Genomic DNA, 17,146 nt, shown 5'->3' with positions numbered 1-17,146 from the left:
AAGGCATGGCACAACGCGCCCTGCTGGTAGAAGACGACAACGCCATCGCCACGGTCATCCGTGCCGCGCTGGAGGATGAAGGGTTCGAAGTCGACAGCACCGATGCGGTGGCAGGCCGCGACGAGGCCCTGGCGGCGCGCCATTATGACGTGATGCTGACCGACGTGATACTCCTCGACGGCGACGGCATAGAAACGCTGGGCGCCGTGAGGGACGAATATCCGGACATGCCGGTCATTATACTTTCGGCCCAGAACACGCTGGATACCGCTGTGCGCGCGACCGATCGGGGCGCCTTCGAATACTTTCCAAAACCTTTCGACCTCGACGAACTGGTTCGCGCGACGCGGCAAGCAGTGGAGAGCGGGAAGAGCAGTATCTCCGGGGAGGAGGACCCGGGGCAGGGCTTGCCTCTGATCGGGCGCAGCCAGGCAATGCAGGAAGTCTATCGCCTCATCACGCGCGTGCTGCATAACGATCTGACCGTACTGGTTCTGGGAGAAAGCGGGACGGGCAAGGAACTGGTTGCCGAGGCAATTCACGAACTCGGTGCCCGCAAGACGGGGCCCTTCGTGCCCGTCAACACTGCCGCGATCCCGCGCGAACTGATCGAGAGCGAGTTGTTCGGCCACGAGAAGGGTGCCTTCACCGGCGCAACCGCGCGCAGCATCGGCAAGTTCGAGCAGGCGCAGGGCGGCACGCTCTTCCTCGACGAAATCGGCGACATGCCTGCCGAAGCGCAGACCCGCCTGCTGCGCGCCCTGCAATCGGGCCGCATCCGCCGCGTGGGAGGAAGCGAGGAAATCGCCGTCAACGTGCGCATCATCGCGGCCACCAATCGCGACCTGCTGCCGATGATTGCGGCTGGCGAGTTTCGCGAGGACCTCTACTATCGCCTAAACGTCGTGCCGATCAAACTGCCGCCCTTGCGCGACAGGGCTGGCGACATTGCCCCTCTCGCCCTGCACTTCCTTTCGCGCGCTGCGGGTGAAGGGCTACCCAAGAGATCGTTGGGAGAGGATGCGGCGCAACTGCTGACCCAGCAGCCGTGGCGCGGCAACGTGCGCGAATTGCAGAACCTGATCTACCGCGCCGCGCTGCTTTCGCGCGACGACGTGATCGACGCCGAGACAGTAGAATCCCTCCTCGACACTGCGCCGCAAGGCAGTGGCAATTCAGAAGCGCAGGATATCGGGAGCACCATCACGCGCTGGCTCGAGAGCAGCCGGTTCGGCGAGGGCAATCTCTATCATGACGCCCTTGCCGAATTAGAGCGGCCGCTGTTCCGCCATGCTCTATCGAAAACCGGTGGCAACCAGTTGAAGGCCGCGCAGCTCCTCGGCATAAACCGTAACACTCTGCGCAAGCGCCTGTCAGAACTCGACATCGATCCGGAGAGTTTCTCGCGCAATTAGGGGATAACGGCGCTTTTAACTTGCAAAGCGGCAACAGCGTTGTTGTATGCCTGCAACGTGACAGAAACGCCACACCCCGACACGGCCAGCAACGCCCCGAAGAGCTCACGCTTCCTCCGCCGCGCAGCAGTGGCGTCGCGGCGCCTCAACCTGTTCTTCTGGCTCGAAATCCTGTGCTACATCGCGCTAGCGCTGATGGTGCTGACGGTCTGGTTCACGCTGGCAGGCCGCCCCGCTTACGGAGAGCCGATCCCCTCGTGGCAGGCGGCTGCGTTGCTGGTGGGAACCCTGCTCCCGGCGCTGGGCCTGATCGTGCTTTGGGGCCGGCGCATCGCTATTCGCCGGGCAGGCAGCACGACCGCCCGGCTGCACGTGAATCTGGTGTTCTTTTTCTCGCTGCTTGCAGCGATCCCGACTTTGTTCGTCGCGGTATTTGCCTCCATCCTTTTCCAGTCCGGCGTGCAATTCTGGTTCAGCGACGATTCTCGCGGCATCCTGGAAAGCGCCAACAACCTGGCCGAGGGATATTACAACGAGAACCTCAGAGGCGTGGGCAACAATGCCGTGGCCATGGCAGGCGACATGCGTTTCATCATGCAGACCGTGCCCGTGGCGAGCAACGAATTCATCGACCAGTTCCTGTACCAGACCTATTCGCGCGAACTGAGCGAGGCGGCGATAATCCGTCTTCCCGAAGACGGGGAATATCGCCTGATAGCCCTGGCCGATCCCGACGACGATCGAGAGCGCCAGCGCATCACGAACGAGGCGGTCGCCCCGCTGCGCGATGGACAGTCGTTTACCGTGGCCTCCACGCCGGAGCGGACAGAGGCTATAGCCAGGCTCGACGAGGAACTGGACTTGTATGTCTATGTCGCCCGCGATGCCCGGCCTGAAGCGGCGCGGCTCTATCGTCAGGCGCAAAATGTCGCAGGCGCCTATGACGATCTCACGGAACGGGCGCGGGTCCTGCAATTGCAGTTCAACTTTGCCCTGTTCGGCGTATCCCTGGCCCTTGTGGCCCTTGCCGTCTGGGCCGCGCTGCGCTTTGCCGACCGACAGGTGAAGCCGCTTGCCGAACTGGCTGAAGTTGCGCAGGAGATCGGCGCGGGCAATTACGCCATGCGGGTGTCGGGCCGCACCGGGCAGGACGAGATCGGCCTGCTCAATCGCGCCTTCAACCGGATGACTGCCCAGATCGAGCGGCAGACCGATGCCCTGCTCGGCGCGAACCAGCAGCTTGACGAACGCCGCGCCTTTATCGAGGCCGTGCTGCAATCGATCACTGCCGGTATCGTTTCGATCGACGGCGAGGGGCGCATCCAGCTGATGAACAATTCCGCCCAGCGCCTGCTGCTGGGGCAGGAAGGGCCGGTTCCCGTGAACATGCCGCTGGAGGAAGTGGCGCCGCAGATGGCCAAGCTGGTCAACGAAGGCTCGATGAGTGAAATCATCCAGCTCAGCCGCGGCGGTGAACTGCTCACGCTGGCGGTGCAGCTTGCGCCCGATGCCGATGGCTACGTCATCACTTTCGAGGATATCACCCGTCAGCTGCTGGATCAGCGGCAGGCAGCCTGGAGCGATGTGGCGCGGCGCATCGCGCACGAGATCAAGAACCCGCTCACCCCCATCCAGCTGGCGACGGAGCGGCTGAAGCGGCGCTATTCCAAGCAGATCGACAAGGATGTCGAGCTGTTCGACGAACTGACCGGCACGATCATCCGGCAGGTGGGCGACCTGCGCAAGATGGTCGACGAATTCTCCAGCTTTGCGCGATTGCCCAAGCCCGTGTTCCGCAGCGAGGACGCAGTCGATCTCGTACGCCAGGCGCTGTTCCTGCAGGAAGTGGCGCATCCCGAAATCACCTACGGCTTCTCTGCCGAGCGCGACATTCCCCCGGTCGAGTGCGATCGCCACCAGGTTGGCCAGGCCATGACCAACGTCTTGAAGAACGCTGCCGAGGCCGTCGACGCGCGCATGCCGGATGCACCGGCCGACTGGCGTGGCCGCATCAACGTCGCAATGCGCCAGGACGGGGAGCACATCGAGATCGCCATAACGGACAATGGCATCGGCCTGCCGCAAGGCGGGGAGAACGTCATCGAACCCTATGTCACCACGCGCGAGAAAGGGACCGGCCTTGGCCTCGCGATCGTGAAGAAGATTGTCGAGGAACACGCCGGTGACCTCGAATTTTCCGCCCTCCCGGATGGGGGCACCAAGGCAATACTGCGCTTCGCCATCCACCCGGGCGATCTGGATGAGAACAGCGAGGCGGCTGAATGATTTTTGCAGGAGAGCACTGAATGGCACTCGATATCCTCGTCGTCGACGATGAACGCGACATTCGCGATCTCGTCGCCGGCGTACTCAGCGACGAAGGCTACGAATGCCGCACTGCCGGAGACAGCGACGGCGCGCTGGCGATGATCGACGAACGTCGGCCCAGCCTCGTGCTGCTGGACGTGTGGCTGCACGGCAGCCCGATGGACGGGCTCGAAGTGCTCGATGCCATCAAACAGCGCGAGCCGAACCTGCCCGTCATCATCTTCTCCGGCCACGGCAACGTCGATACGGCGGTGTCGGCAGTCAGCCGCGGGGCGATGGATTTCATCGAGAAGCCGTTCGAAGCAGAAAAGCTGCTTCACCTTGTCGCGCGCGCGACCGAAACCGAGCGCCTGCGCCGCGAGAACGAGCGCCTGCGCGAAGGCATGGCTTCTCACGACGAGTTCACGGGCAATTCCAGCGCCATCAATGCCGTGCGCGCTACGCTGAAGCGCGTGGCCAATACCGGCAGTCGCGTTCTGGTGAGCGGCCCGGCAGGGGCGGGCAAGGAAGTGGCGGCGCGCCTGCTGCATGCCTGGAGCCCGCGCGCCGACAAGGCCTTCGTGACGGTCAATTCCGCGCGCATCACTGCCGAGCGCTTCGAGCACGAGCTCTTCGGCGAAGAGGCCGACGGCAAGCTGGTGCGAGCCGGGCTGCTGGAAATGGCCGATGGCGGCACTCTCTACCTCGATGAGGTTGCCGACATGCCGGAAAGCACGCAAGCGCGTATCCTGCGCGTCCTGACCGACCAGAGCTTCGTTCGCGTTGGTGGCAACCGGCAGGTCGGGGTCGATGTTCGCGTCGTTTCGTCGACTGCGCGGGACTTGCTGACGGAGATCGAGGAAAAGCGCTTCCGCGAAGACCTGTTCTATCGCTTGAACGTGGTGCCGATCGAGATTCCGCCCCTGTCCGAACGCCGCGACGACATTCCCGCGCTGGCGGACCATTTCTTCACTCGCTACGCGCGAGAGCAGGGTCTGGAACCGCCCACCATCGCCCCGGAAGCGCTGGCGGCCATGCAGGCCTATGACTGGCCGGGCAACGTGCGCCAGTTGCGCAACGTGATCGAACGCACGGTAATCCTTGCGCCGCGTGAAGATTTCAAGACCATCACGCCCGGCATGCTGCCCACCGAGATCACCGGAGGTTCGGAAGAGGGTTCGGGGGGCATCTCCTCGTTGATGGGCGTTCCCCTGCGCGAGGCGCGCGAGAGTTTCGAGCGGGAATACCTGCGCATCCAGATCCGGCGCTTTTCCGGAAATATCTCCAAGACAGCAGGCTTTATCGGCATGGAACGCTCCGCTCTTCACCGCAAGCTCAAGCTGCTCGGCATGAACGAGCGCAACGGGAACGGCGACGAAGACTGAAAAAAAGCGATCAGGACTTCGCCGAGGTCAGGAACTATTTGCCGCTCGGAAGTTTTTGCTCATATACGCTGCATTGCACAAAAGTGCAGCCGGTGAGTCTCGCAGTTGTCATGCGGGATTGCCAGACTGCGGGTTTCGGCTCGCCAAGAACGATGGAGTCAAAGAAATGACCAAGGGCACCCTTTCGGCACGACCACGACCGGTGGCAGAGCCCGAACCGCGCGCCGCAAAACCTGCAAATGGCAACAAGAATGCCAACCTGCAGGATGTTTTCCTGAACCACCTTCGCCGAGAGAAGACGCCCGTCACCATGTTCCTCGTGAAGGGCGTGAAGCTACAGGGCATCGTGACCTGGTTCGACAATTTCTCCATCCTGCTGCGGCGGGACGGACAGTCGCAACTGGTCTACAAGCACGCGATTTCCACGATCATGCCGGGCCAGCCTGTTGATGCTGACCAGTTCGGCAGTGGTCCCGACGGCGGCAAGAAGATGCGCCTGTTGCAGGACATTTTCCTCAGCCGTGTGCGCGATTCGGGTGTGCAGGTGACAATGTTCCTCGTGAACGGCGTCATGCTGCAGGGGCGTATCGCCAGTTTCGACCTGTTTTGCATGCTGCTCGAGCGTGACGGATACGTCCAGCTCGCCTACAAGCACGCCGTGTCCACGATCCAGCCGGACAGGCCGGTCGATCTGACCGATGATGACATGGACGATGACGAAGGCGACAACGACTGATTGTAGACGACGATATTGAAGGCGAAGTGACCCGCGGTGCGCGGGCGCTTGTCGTTTGTCCGGACATCCGTGCCCAGCGCCGCGACGATGATCCCGATGCGCGTCTCGAAGAGGCCAAGGGTCTGGCGCTCGCGATCGGTATCGTCGTGGCCGAGGCGTACATCATCCCCGTTCGCGAAGTGCGGCCCAATACCCTGTTCGGGGAAGGGCAGGTGCAGCGCATCGCAACCGATTGCGAACTGCACGAGGCGGAACTGGTCATCGTCGATGGTGCCTTGTCGCCAATCCAGCAGCGCAACCTGGAAGAAAAGATCGGTCGCAAGGTGATCGACCGGACCGGGCTGATCCTGGAAATCTTCGGGGAACGCGCGGCAACGGCCGAAGGCCGGTTGCAGGTGGAGCTGGCGCACCTCGACTATCAGGCGAGCCGGCTTGTTCGCAGCTGGACTCACCTCGAACGTCAGCGCGGTGGCTTCGGCTTCCTCGGCGGTCCCGGCGAAACACAGATCGAGGCCGACCGACGCCTCATCCGTGACCGCATGGCAAAGCTGCGGCGCGAACTGGAACAAGTACGCAAGACCCGCGAATTGCACCGTAAGCGCAGGGGCAGGGCACCCTGGCCGGTTATCGCGCTGGTCGGATACACCAATGCGGGGAAATCCACGCTTTTCAACCGCTTGACCGGCGCAGATGTGATGGCGGAGGATCTTCTGTTCGCTACGCTGGACCCCACGATGCGTGCGATCACGCTGCCTGGCGTGGAGAAGGCCATTCTCTCGGACACGGTGGGCTTCATTTCCGATCTCCCGACCCAGTTGGTCGCCGCGTTCCGCGCGACTCTGGAGGAAGTGACCGCCGCCGATATCGTGCTGCATGTGCGCGATATCGCCAATCCGGACAGCGCCTCGCAAAAGAAGCAGGTGTTGCAGGTCCTGTCCGATCTCGGCGTGATCGACGAAGAGGATGGGGAAGGGGAGCCTACGACCATCCTCGAGGTCTGGAACAAGTGGGACCTGCTGGATGACGAGCTTCGCGAAGAGCTCTCCGGCGTTGCTGCCAACAACGAAAAGGTGATGCCGATCTCCGCCGTGACCGGTGAAGGCATCGAACGGTTGCGCGAAAAGCTGGGCGCGGTGCTCACCCAAGGTGCGCGGCGTCATTCCCTGATGATTCCCGCAAGCGACGGTGCGCGAATCGCCTGGCTCCATGCGCACGGCGAGGTCCTGTCGGACAATGACGGCGGGCAGGGTGCCGACGGCCCGATGCGTCACATCGAAGTGCGGCTGACCGAAAAGGAATGGGGACGGTTCGAGACGCTTTAGGCCTCGCGTTCCTGCCGCTTCACTTCCTTCCAGAGAGCCTCCTGCGCATCGAGGTCGCGGCTTGCGAAGTCGCCGCCTGCCAGTCCTTCCATCGCACGATACCGACGCTCGAACTTGGCGTTTGCAGCCTTGAGGGCTTCTTCCGCGCCGATCCCATATGACCGCACGAGATTGACCGCCGCGAACAACAGGTCGCCCGCTTCTTCGGCGCGGTCCTGCTCTTCGGCTTCCTGCAACTCGCGCACTTCTTCGGCCAGCTTGTCCGCCGGACCTTCGTGATCGGGCCAGTCGAAACCGTCGCGAGCGGCACGTTTCTGCAGTTTCTCGGCGCGCAGCAACGCGGGCAACGCGCGGGCTACGCCGTCCATCGTGCTGTTCGATCCGCTTTCCGCGCGTTCCGCTGCCTTGATATCTTCCCACCGCTGGCTGTCCATCACGCCGCCTTCGTCACCGAAGACATGCGGATGGCGCGCTTCCATCTTGTCGGCAATGGCGCGCGCGACGTCGTGAAAATCGAAATGCCCGGCTTCCTCGGCCATGCGCGCATGGAATACGACCTGCAGCAGCAGGTCGCCGAGTTCGCCGCGAAGGTCAGCCATGTCACCGCGATCGATCGCGTCGGCGACTTCGTATGCTTCTTCGATGGTGTACGGCGCGATTGTCTCGAATGTCTGCGCGACGTCCCATTCGCAACCGCGCTGCGGATCGCGCAGATGTGCCATGATGGAGAGGAGGCGGGTCAGTTGTTCGGACATGCGTTGCTCCGGCGAGCCATTATTTAAGAATGATAATATATATTATGTTGAAAAATACAGAAGACCGCTTCCTCGCCCCGGTCACATCACCAGCGAGAAGAAAAACGCCATCCCGGTGAAGATGCAGCCCCAGATCAGCGCCATGCGGATCGTTTTCGACATGTTGACTTGATGCGAGCGATAGGCACCGAGCGCCAGGATCAGCCAGCCCGCCAGGGCCACCATCGAAACGAGCGAGGCGTCGGTCACGCGACCAGCTCCATGCCATCATACCCGACCAGCACGCCGTCGGGCACTTCGCCGCTCAACGCCGCATAATCCATGCTCTTGTCGAGATGTGACAGCACGGTCTTGCGCGCTCCCGACCGCTCGGCAAGTTCCAGAGCCATACCAAGGTGCGCATGCGTTGGGTGTGGCTCCCGGCGCAGACAATCGGTCACGAGAATGTCGACATCCTCGAACAGATCGATCATGTCATCGGTAATCTCGCTGAAGTCTGTCGCGTAACCTATTGATTTACCGTCGGCTTCGAAACGATAGGCAGTCGTCGTGATCGGCCCGTGCGGCATTTCCACGCTTTCGACGCCGAAGCCCGCGTGAATTCGCAGCGTATCCAGCGAGTTCAGTTCCACGATCGTGTGATAGCCGTACTGGCCGGAGAACACGTAACCGAAGCGGTTGCGCAACCGGCGACAGCATTCGGTCGACGCGAAGCCTGCAATCGGTCCGCCGCGGCCATATCGCATGGGGCGAAGGTCATCGATGCCGTGGCAATGGTCTGCATGATCGTGCGTCCAGAAAACTCCGTCGAGTTTGCCGATGTTGTTGGCGAGCAACTGGTTGCGCAGGTCCGGAGAAGTATCCACCAGGACGCGCGCGCCTTCGTTGCTTTCGACAACTATGGAAACGCGGCTACGACGGTTCTTCGGCTCATGGGGATCGCATTCGCCCCAGTCGTTGCCGATCCGGGGCACACCGGTGGACGTGCCGCATCCAAGCACGATCAGTTTCACGAACCGCCTTCTGCTTTCGTGAACAAATTGAAGAAGTTGCGCGAGGTATTTGCAGCGAGTTCTTCGACAGCTTCACTCCGAAGTTCCGCCACGAATTCCGCCGTATGGCGCACGAAAGCCGGCTCACAGGTCTTTCCGCGATGCGGAACCGGGGCAAGGAACGGGCTGTCGGTTTCCACCAGCAGTTTGTCGGCGGGGACCTCTTTCGCGAATTCCTGCAACTCCGCCGCGTTCTTGAACGTGACGATTCCCGACAGCGATATCGTGAGGCCAAGGTCCAGCACCTTGCGACCGAATTCGGCGCTGGCGGTGAAGCAATGGATGAGTGCCGGGAAGGTGCCCTTCCCCATTTCATCGGCCAGGATATCGGCGGTATCGTCTTCCGCCTCGCGCGTATGGATCACCAGCGGCAGTCCGGTCTCGCGGGCCACATCGATATGCATGCGGAAAAGGTCGCGCTGCACCGCGCGGTCGGACTTGTCGTAATAATAGTCGAGCCCGCTTTCGCCGATGCCGATCACTCGCGGGGCGTCGGTCGCCTCGCGCAGCACTTGGCGGCCGAGATCGGCATGCTTGTCCGCCTCGTGCGGGTGTATGCCCACGGTGGCCCATACGTCGCTCTCCCGCTCCGCCGTGGCAACGACATCGCGCCATTCGCTTTCGCGGGTTGAGATATTGAGGAAGCCAGTGACGCCGGCAGCGCGGGCATTGGCCAGCACCTCGTCCTGCCGCTCGGCAAGGCCCTTGTAATTGAGGTGGCAATGGCTGTCGATCAGCGGAGCTTGGATCGTCACGATGCGCCCTCCCGGGCAGGCATGTCCAGGCGCGGGAAGACGGGTTTGGGATTGTCGATCGTGATCGTGCCCATGGCGGGATCGGCAGCAGATAGCGCCGCATAATCGCGCTCGGCCGCCGGAATGCTCAGCGCATCGAGAATCCTGCCCGAAGCGGTGGGTATGACCGGGGCAACGGCGATCGCTAGGTCGCGGATACAGCCACATAGGGTGGCGAGTACCCGCTTCATCCGATCAGGGTCCGTCTTGCGCAGCGCCCACGGTGCCTGTTCATCCACGTAGGCATTGCAGGCGTAAACGGCCTGCATCCATGCTTCGAGGCCGGCGGCAAAGGCGAGTTGTTCGAACTGCGCGGGCAGTTCGACGGCGCAGGCCTGCCGCACGCGGGCGCGCAGTTGCTCGTCGACTTCTTCCACGGGCGCTTCTGCGGTGATCGCGCTATCGCAGTTCTTGGCAATGAAGCTCATCACGCGCTGGGCGAGGTTGCCAAAGCTGTTAGCGAGTTCAGAATTCGCCCTGTTGACAATGGCTTCTGCCGAATAGCTGCCATCCTGTCCGAAGGAAAATTCGCGCAGGAGGAAATAGCGCAGCACGTCCACGCCGTAGGAATCCACCAATGCGGCGGGATCGGTGACGTTTCCGGCGGACTTGCTTTCCTTCTTGCCATCGCGGCTGAGCAGGAAGCCATGGGCATAGACCTGTTTGGGCAATTCGATCCCGGCGCTCATCAGGAATGCGGGCCAGTACACGGTGTGGAACCGCGTGATATCCTTGCCGACGAGGTGCAGGTCCGCAGGCCAGAACTTCGCCATGTTTTCCGTCTCGTCCGGATAGCCGAGTCCGGTGAGGTAGTTGGTGAGTGCGTCGACCCACACGTACATCACGTGCCCCTCGCTGCCCGGCACCGGTACGCCCCAGTCGAAACTGGTGCGGCTGACGGAAAGATCGCGCAGACCGCCCTCGACGAAGCGCATCACTTCGTTGCGGCGGCTTTCGGGCCGGATGAAGTCCGGGTTCTCCTCGTAGAGCGCCAGCAGCTTGTCGCCGTAGGCGGAAAGGCGGAAGAACCACGTTTCCTCGGCAGTCCACTCGACCGGCGTGCCTTGAGGAGAAAGCTTTTCGCCGTCTTCGCCCTCTTCCAGTTCGCTCTCGTCGTAATAGGCCTCGTCACGGACCGAATACCAACCCTCGTAGCGATCGAGGTAGAGGTCGCCATTGGCCTCCATCGCTTTCCAGATCGCCTGGCTAGCGCGGTAATGATCCTCTTCCGTCGTGCGGATGAAGCGATCATACGAGATATCGAGAGTCTCGAACAAATCTCGGAAATAACCGGACATTTCGTCAGCCAGCTCGCGCGGGCTCATGCCGAGATCGCGCGCTTTCTGCGCCATCTTAAGGCCGTGCTCGTCGGTGCCGGTCTGGAAGCGCACTTCGCGGCCCATCTGGCGATGGAAGCGGGCGAGGACGTCAGCCGCAATGGTCTCGTAGGCATGGCCGATGTGCGGCTTGCCGTTGGGATAGTGAATCGCGGTGGTCAGATAGAAGGTTTCAGCCATTTGCGGGCGTCCTAGAACCCGCCAGACCTGCAAGCAAGGTGCCGATTTCCATCACCAGCAGGCCGGGGTCGAAATTGTATGTCGGCGCCTGGCCAGCAAGGCGGACGAGTTCGCCATGCGTATCGACCATGGCGGGGATCTGCCCAGGTGTGACAACGCGCATCTGGTCCGCCACGACGGCCCGGGCCAGCTCGATCGCGGCAAGCTGCTTTTCGCGGCTCGGGCGCTGGCCCATCGCGCTCGCCAGCCTGCCCCGCAGCGCGAAGTCCGGATCGCCCTGCTCTACCACCTGCTTCATCAGCGTATGGATCTTGCCGAGGTCCAGTTCCACGAAGTCGATGGCGGCGCCGGGCGAACCACTGGCCGCAGCAATGGCTGCCGCGCGCTCCTGAGGGCTGGCCTGGGGGCTTTCGCGCGCCAGTACGGCATCCATGTCGAGATCGGATATGCGCGGGAAATCCAGCACCCGGCAACGCGAACGGATCGTCGGCAGCAGCCGCCCGATGCGATGGGCGATCAGCAGGAAATAGGTGCCGGCGGGCGGCTCCTCCAAGCTCTTCAGGAGGGCGTTGGCGGCGCTGGTTTCCATGTCGTCCGCCGGATCGATGATGACGGCCCGGCGGCTTCCCAGCGTTGGCCGCGTGGTGAGGCGGCGTTGCAGTTCGCGCACCTGATCCACCTTGATGTTGCGCGCCAGTTCGTAAGGCTTGCCGTCGTCGCGCTTCTTCGCCTCCGCATCGTTCTTCGGCGGATGGCTGATGTAGCGGATATCGGGATGCTCGCCCTCAGGCTGCGGAATGCCGGGCTCGGCCACGAGCTCGCGGGCGGCGGCCAGCGCAAAGGCGCTCTTGCCCACGCCCTTTCGCCCCGAGAGGATCCAGCCGTGGTGCATGCGTGCGCCCGAAAGCGCGCGGCGCCAGTCGTCCCACGCCTTCTCATGGCCGATGTAGGTCAACCGCCTTCCCCGGTGAAAGGAGCCATGGCGCGCATGATACGGTCATGCACCTCGCCCGGTGTGCCGCTGGCGTCGATGATCACGAAGCGCTCCGGGTCGGTCTGGGCCATCTTGCGGAAATGCTCTGCGACGCGTGCGTGATAGGCGGCCGCCTTGCCGCCGATCCTGTCGGAATTCTCGCCATCGCGGGCGTGCAATCGCTCGGCGATCTCGTCGGTCGGGGCCTGGAGCAGGAAGGTAACGTCCGGCATCAATGCGTGGGAGCCGAGCGTATGCAGCGACAGCACGGCATCGTCCGACCACTCCCCCCCCCCAGCCTGGTAGGCGCGGGAGGAATCGATGAAGCGATCGCACACCACCCAGTCGCCGCGGTCCAGCGCCGGGCCGATCAGGTTTCTCACGTGGTCGGACCGGGCGGCGGCAAACAGCAGCGCCTCCGCGCGGGTATCCCAGTCGAAACGCTTGTCCAGCAGCAGGTCGCGGATCGCCTCGGCCCCCGGCGTGCCGCCGGGTTCACGCGTCTGCACTACGCCCAATCCGCGACCGCGCAGGGCATCAACCAGCATGCGCGCCTGGGTCGACTTGCCCACGCCTTCGCCGCCCTCGAGGGTAATGAAGCGTCCGCTCGTCATGCCAGCCACTTCTTCAGGGCGTTGGCGACGCGCTGGAAGGCATTGGCCTGCGGGACGGTTTCGGCGGCCTCAAGCGGCACTTCCAGCATCGTCTCTCCGCCGAGTGTCAGGCGAAGTTGCGCAATCCGGTCGCCCGCGATGACCGGGGCCTGGATCGGCCCTCGATATTCGATCTCCATTTCCCAGCGCGATGTGTCGGCACCTTGCGGAAGAGCGGCGATCACCGGCTTGGGCGTGCGCAGCACCACGCTGCTTTCCGCCCCGTCCTGCACCAGTGCGCGTCCTACCCCTACACGGGCTGGCATGATAAGCTCCTGTTCGAACGCATCGAAACCCCATTCAAGCAGGGCGCGCGCGGTTTCGTCCCGCGTCCTGCCATCGGGAGCTCCGGCGAGGACCATCACAAGCCTGCGACCATTCCTCTCCGCAGAACCGAGGAAGGTAAAGCCCGCCTCCCGCGTGTAACCGGTCTTCATACCGTCGGCGCCATCGACACGGCCAGTCACCGGATCGTGATTGACCTGCGCGATGTCGCGCCAGCGCAACGATCGATGCCCGAAATAGCGATCGTAGAGGCCGGGATATTGCTCCACGATGGCGCGGCCCAGTTTCGCCAGATCCCGCGCGGACGTGTAGGTCTGTCCGCCATCGGGGTAGCCGTTAGCGGACCCGAAATGGGTGTCGCGCATGCCAAGTTCTGCCGCATTGGCGTTCATCAATGCGACCCAGTTCTCCAGCGACCCGGTTGCCGCGACGGCCATGGCCACGCTCGCATCGTTGCCGGAGACGGTCGTTATCCCCAGAAGCAGTTGCCCGATGGTGGGTTGTTCGCCCGCGCGCAGGAACATGTTGGAACCCTCGTTATACCAGGCATCTTCCAGTTCCTCCGGATATTCGAACCGCATATCCGGGCGCAATTCACCTTCGTCGATCAGTTTGAAAGCGGTATAGGCCGTCATCACCTTGGTAACGGACGCGGGGACGAAGCGCCGCGTCTCTTCGCGACTGAAAAGCGTCTGCCCGGTCGACAGGTCGACAAGCAGGCCGACGGGAATATCTTCCGGCACCGGAGCGGGTACTGGCGCTTGCGAGGAGGCAGGCAAGGCAGGGGTGGCAGCGAGGCAAAAGGCCGCCGATGCCAGTGCCAGGGCCTTCAATCGATACACACGCGCTCCACCGCTTGTCGCGGCAGGCAAGGCCTCAGCCGCTGGTCAGGATTCGGGCATCGCTATAGCCCGCCCGCTGCACGTTGGCGAGGGAGGCCTCGGCTTCTCCACGAGTCGCGAAGGGGCCGGTGCGGACGCGGAAATACTGCCCGGACCGGGAAACCTCGCCGCCGAGCGTTTCGGCCGCGCGGCGGGCATTGTCAGGATTCGCAAAGGCTGCAGCCTGCACAACGAAGCCGGACTCGACTTCGGCCTTGGCGACCTGCGCCGGGCGCTCGCTGGACGCAGGCTCCTGTTGGGCATCGTTGGCGGAAACCGTCGCCACGTCGGTATGGGCTTCCACAAGAGCAGTCGTGATTTCCGGCAGCGCCCCTGACGGCTCAGGCGCGAGAGTTGAAGCGGTCAGCTCGACAGTTTCGAGCGCTTGCGGTGCCTGTGCGCTGGCAGCCAGGGAAGCCGCGCCACTTTCCGGCAGGCGGCGACGCAGGACAGCGAGCAAGGTGCCAGGTGTCTCCATCCGCAGCGGCGCCGCATTGCCTTGGCGCAGCATCGCGCGCTGCTCTTCGGGCGGATTGACGCGGCGCACGCGCACCGGCGTTTCCACATTTGCACCCAATTGTGCCATGGCCGCAGGTGAAAGCGCGAGAATGTGATTGGTGTCCATCGGGCCCCGGCGATCCAGGCGCACGAGTATCGTCCGTCCGGATTCAAGCGAGGTCACTTCGACGTAGCTCGGCACCGGAAGGGTGTGATGCGCTGCGGAATAGCCGGTCGTTCCTGCATCGAGCGCGATATAGCCGACCTCGTCGTAGTTGAGCACGTCTGCGGGTGTGTAGACCATGCCCGCGACTTCGTAAGGCTCGCCGATCAGGACGGGGTAGTCCGCCTGAGGGCCGAAAGCCGGCAAGTCGGAAGCCGAAGCCACGTTCTCCCGCCCCGACACGCCGCAGGCGGCAAGGCCAGCGGTAAGCAATATGGTTGCCAGGGCGCGTGCCTGGAAACTGGTCCTGGGGCTATCTACCGATCTCATCTGCAAGCAATCCCACACTCATCGCGTAGTAATTCGAGCAGTTGTATTCGAGGATAACCTTATAATTCTGGGTTAAGAGGTAGCCGGGTTCCGCAGGGCCATCCGGTTCGAACAGCGATGCCATCACGTCATCACCGATGGGGGCGCGCGGCTCGATGCCCCTCTCGCGCCACTCGCGAACGGTCAGCCAGCGGCTGTGGCGTTCGTGCACGCGTGGGCACACGGGAGAGACGACGCGGTTTTCGATACCGCTGCGATCTGCCGAATTGGGAACGTAGGCGCGCACCGCCCAGGGTTCACCCGTGCGCCAACCGGCGTCACGGAAATAGTTCGCGATCGAATGCATGGTGTCGACATCGGAGTTCCACAGGTCCCGGTCCCCGTCGCCATCGCCGTCGACGGCAAGACGCAGGTACACGCTGGGGAGGAATTGGCCGTTGCCGAATGCGCCAGCCCAGCTTCCGACCAGGCGGGAGCGCGGCACTCCCATGTCGACCATCTTGAGTACGTCGATCAGTTCGCGCTCGAACAGCTCGCGCCGTCGCCCTTCCCACGCGAGTGTCGCCAGCGAGCGCGGCAGATCGAAGCTGCCCATCACCGCCCCGTAGGCCGTTTCATGCCCCCAGATCGCGACGACGATCTCCGCGGGCACACCGTACTGGCGCTCGACTTCGTAGCCGATGGACCGAACTTCGGAGAGCTTGCGCACGCCGCCGTTGATACGCGAGGGCGTATTGTGCCGAGCGAGATATCCCGCCATCGACGGGAACCCCGTGCTGGTCGTGCTGCCGCCGGACGATACGTTGTCGCGGTCCAGCGCCAGCACCCGGTCGTTCGGAGTAAGCCCGGTGAACACCCGGTCGATGGTCGCCTGGCTCACCCCCTCGGATCGTGCGTGCTGGGCGACGATATCGAGGTACTCGCCGAACGATTCCTGCTGCGCGCTGGCTGGAGCGGCGGAAAGGACGGCGACGGTGGCAAGGGCGCCGACTTGGCGCAGGGTTCTGAAAAGCATGGAACAATGACTACTGCACTGCCCCGGCATATGGAATCCCCCAATTCACCGATGCGGCGAAGTGCCGCTGGCTTGCGCCGGGCTACCCGCCCTCACTCCTCCAGCGGAGCGTAGGGCGGCTGCATGCCCGGGTTTTCTGCCAGCATTTCCGCGAAGGGGCGGAAGCCGCAATTCTCCGTTTCGCAGGCGGTGACAGTGTGGATGTAGCGGATCTTGCCGTTCTCCACGCGGAAGGTGTGGCTGTCCGGCAGTGCGTTATCGCCGAATTCGAGGAAAACGTTCACCGCGCCCTTTACCGGATCGACAACGTAGCGACGGTTTTTCAGCTCGACGCCCTCGGGCACGCCGACGTTGCAACTGTCGGTCGGTTCCCCGCGCCCGGTGTAGACGCCGCCTTCCAGCCTCGCGCACGGCTCGCCCCATGGAACTTCGACCGTCGGATCGTTGAAGAGATCGAGATAGGCATCGGCTGCGGCGATGAGTTCGTCGCGCGTTGCCCGCTCACTTTCGGGAATATCGCTCCAGTCTTCACGGCGCGCATACTCGTAGGTGGCTTCGGCATCGAACAGCCAGTCGCCTTCGTCGGTCACGATGTTATCGAACGGGCCGACCCCGAAGAACCCGTTGCCGATCTGCGTGGCAGCGACGATGGGCCTTTCGTCATTTAGCATCACGGCCTCCACGAAAATTTCGCAGGTCGTGGTGTCGAGCAAGGCAAGGTGCCAGTTCACTTCCCGCGCAGGGGTGAGAAAACCGCCAAGCGAACCGCGCTGGAAGTTCTCGTTGTACTCCACCCATTCGCCAAGCTGCATGGTCATCATCGTGCCCTGTTCCAGCGCTTCCACCCAGTCCCCGGCGATACCTTCCAGCATCGCCCTGTCGCATGCACCTTGCGCCTGCGCGGGAGATGCAAGTGCAATGGCGGTGGTTGCAGCAAGGGTAGCGCAAAGCTTGCGATTCATGGTGAGCGATCCTCTCGAACAAGACAGCCGGTTGGCCCGGCAAATTGACTTCATCCGATTTCTAGCGCGCCCTTTCGCGCCTGTCACCTGCCAGTTGTGCCGA

16 protein-coding genes are annotated in these 17,146 nt (G+C 63.1%); 5 read left to right on the top strand and 11 right to left on the bottom strand.

Features of this window, described 5'->3' with window-relative positions:
• Positions 1 to 5: 5 nt before the first annotated feature.
• From ABFX23_RS12490 to hflX, 5 genes are all read left to right on the top strand, one after another.
• Entirely contained in the window at positions 6 to 1,415 is a 1,410-nt protein-coding gene (locus ABFX23_RS12490; RefSeq protein WP_346033374.1) for a sigma-54-dependent transcriptional regulator, read from the top strand.
• Between the two features lie 57 nt (positions 1,416 to 1,472).
• Positions 1,473 to 3,701, top strand: a complete 2,229-nt coding sequence (locus ABFX23_RS12485; RefSeq protein WP_346033373.1) for a sensor histidine kinase — start codon at positions 1,473 to 1,475, stop codon at positions 3,699 to 3,701.
• Positions 3,702 to 3,721: 20 nt separating this feature from the next.
• Complete coding sequence (gene ntrX / locus ABFX23_RS12480) at positions 3,722 to 5,107, top strand: nitrogen assimilation response regulator NtrX (protein WP_346033372.1); 1,386 nt, start codon at positions 3,722 to 3,724, stop codon at positions 5,105 to 5,107.
• 166 nt (positions 5,108 to 5,273) lie between these two features.
• Entirely contained in the window at positions 5,274 to 5,843 is a 570-nt protein-coding gene (gene hfq, locus ABFX23_RS12475; RefSeq protein WP_346033371.1) for an RNA chaperone Hfq, read from the top strand.
• 26 nt (positions 5,844 to 5,869) lie between these two features.
• Positions 5,870 to 7,165, top strand: a complete 1,296-nt coding sequence (gene hflX / locus ABFX23_RS12470) for a GTPase HflX (protein WP_346033370.1) — start codon at positions 5,870 to 5,872, stop codon at positions 7,163 to 7,165.
• Here hflX and mazG read toward each other — a convergent pair.
• From mazG to ABFX23_RS12415, 11 genes are all read right to left on the bottom strand, one after another.
• The gene (mazG, locus tag ABFX23_RS12465) at positions 7,162 to 7,920 is read right to left on the bottom strand and encodes a nucleoside triphosphate pyrophosphohydrolase (protein ID WP_346033369.1); all 759 of its coding nucleotides are present in this window, start codon (positions 7,918 to 7,920) and stop codon (positions 7,162 to 7,164) included. The two genes, hflX and mazG, sit on opposite strands and share 4 nt — an antisense overlap.
• A gap of 81 nt (positions 7,921 to 8,001) precedes the next feature.
• Complete coding sequence (locus ABFX23_RS12460; RefSeq protein ID WP_346033368.1) at positions 8,002 to 8,169, bottom strand: hypothetical protein; 168 nt, start codon at positions 8,167 to 8,169, stop codon at positions 8,002 to 8,004.
• Entirely contained in the window at positions 8,166 to 8,933 is a 768-nt protein-coding gene (locus ABFX23_RS12455; protein ID WP_346033367.1) for an MBL fold metallo-hydrolase, read from the bottom strand. The genes ABFX23_RS12460 and ABFX23_RS12455 overlap by 4 nt, the downstream gene beginning before the upstream one ends.
• Positions 8,930 to 9,727: a TatD family hydrolase gene (locus ABFX23_RS12450; RefSeq protein WP_346033366.1), complete on the bottom strand. Its 798-nt coding sequence runs from the start codon at positions 9,725 to 9,727 to the stop codon at positions 8,930 to 8,932. The genes ABFX23_RS12455 and ABFX23_RS12450 overlap by 4 nt, the downstream gene beginning before the upstream one ends.
• Positions 9,724 to 11,283, bottom strand: a complete 1,560-nt coding sequence (gene metG, locus ABFX23_RS12445; protein ID WP_346033365.1) for a methionine--tRNA ligase — start codon at positions 11,281 to 11,283, stop codon at positions 9,724 to 9,726. The genes ABFX23_RS12450 and metG overlap by 4 nt, the downstream gene beginning before the upstream one ends.
• Positions 11,276 to 12,238: a DNA polymerase III subunit delta' gene (locus ABFX23_RS12440; protein ID WP_346033364.1), complete on the bottom strand. Its 963-nt coding sequence runs from the start codon at positions 12,236 to 12,238 to the stop codon at positions 11,276 to 11,278. Before ABFX23_RS12440 ends, metG begins: the two co-directional genes overlap by 8 nt.
• Entirely contained in the window at positions 12,235 to 12,870 is a 636-nt protein-coding gene (gene tmk / locus ABFX23_RS12435) for a dTMP kinase (RefSeq protein WP_346033363.1), read from the bottom strand. Before tmk ends, ABFX23_RS12440 begins: the two co-directional genes overlap by 4 nt.
• Positions 12,867 to 13,937, bottom strand: coding sequence for a D-alanyl-D-alanine carboxypeptidase family protein (locus ABFX23_RS12430; protein ID WP_346033362.1), 1,071 nt, complete (start codon positions 13,935 to 13,937; stop codon positions 12,867 to 12,869). The genes tmk and ABFX23_RS12430 overlap by 4 nt, the downstream gene beginning before the upstream one ends.
• Positions 13,938 to 14,070: 133 nt before the next feature.
• Positions 14,071 to 15,066 (bottom strand): SPOR domain-containing protein, encoded by a 996-nt coding sequence (locus tag ABFX23_RS12425; protein ID WP_346033361.1) that lies wholly within the window; start codon positions 15,064 to 15,066, stop codon positions 14,071 to 14,073.
• Positions 15,050 to 16,081 (bottom strand): lytic murein transglycosylase, encoded by a 1,032-nt coding sequence (locus ABFX23_RS12420; RefSeq protein ID WP_346033360.1) that lies wholly within the window; start codon positions 16,079 to 16,081, stop codon positions 15,050 to 15,052. The genes ABFX23_RS12425 and ABFX23_RS12420 overlap by 17 nt, the downstream gene beginning before the upstream one ends.
• Positions 16,082 to 16,173: 92 nt before the next feature.
• Entirely contained in the window at positions 16,174 to 17,043 is an 870-nt protein-coding gene (locus tag ABFX23_RS12415) for a DUF8021 domain-containing protein (RefSeq protein WP_346033359.1), read from the bottom strand.
• Positions 17,044 to 17,146 lie beyond the last annotated feature (103 nt).

The sequence above is a fragment of the Erythrobacter westpacificensis genome (assembly GCF_039542285.1).
GTDB lineage: Bacteria > Pseudomonadota > Alphaproteobacteria > Sphingomonadales > Sphingomonadaceae > Alteraurantiacibacter > Alteraurantiacibacter westpacificensis.
Note: the sequence above shows the minus strand (reverse complement) of the source record. Positions and strands in the feature narration are given on the sequence as shown.

Bases quoted from the DNA above. Each gene is read 5' to 3' on its own strand.
- mazG (WP_346033369.1), bottom strand. From the start codon at position 7,920: ATGTCCGAACAACTGACCCGCCTCCTCTCCATCATGGCACATCTGCGC.
- ABFX23_RS12425 (WP_346033361.1), bottom strand. From the start codon at position 15,066: ATGAGATCGGTAGATAGCCCCAGGACCAGTTTCCAGGCACGCGCCCTG.
- ntrX (WP_346033372.1), top strand. From the start codon at position 3,722: ATGGCACTCGATATCCTCGTCGTCGACGATGAACGCGACATTCGCGAT.
- hfq (WP_346033371.1), top strand. From the start codon at position 5,274: ATGACCAAGGGCACCCTTTCGGCACGACCACGACCGGTGGCAGAGCCC.
- ABFX23_RS12415 (WP_346033359.1), bottom strand. From the start codon at position 17,043: ATGAATCGCAAGCTTTGCGCTACCCTTGCTGCAACCACCGCCATTGCA.
- ABFX23_RS12420 (WP_346033360.1), bottom strand. From the start codon at position 16,081: ATGCTTTTCAGAACCCTGCGCCAAGTCGGCGCCCTTGCCACCGTCGCC.
- metG (WP_346033365.1), bottom strand. From the start codon at position 11,283: ATGGCTGAAACCTTCTATCTGACCACCGCGATTCACTATCCCAACGGC.
- ABFX23_RS12490 (WP_346033374.1), top strand. From the start codon at position 6: ATGGCACAACGCGCCCTGCTGGTAGAAGACGACAACGCCATCGCCACG.
- tmk (WP_346033363.1), bottom strand. From the start codon at position 12,870: ATGACGAGCGGACGCTTCATTACCCTCGAGGGCGGCGAAGGCGTGGGC.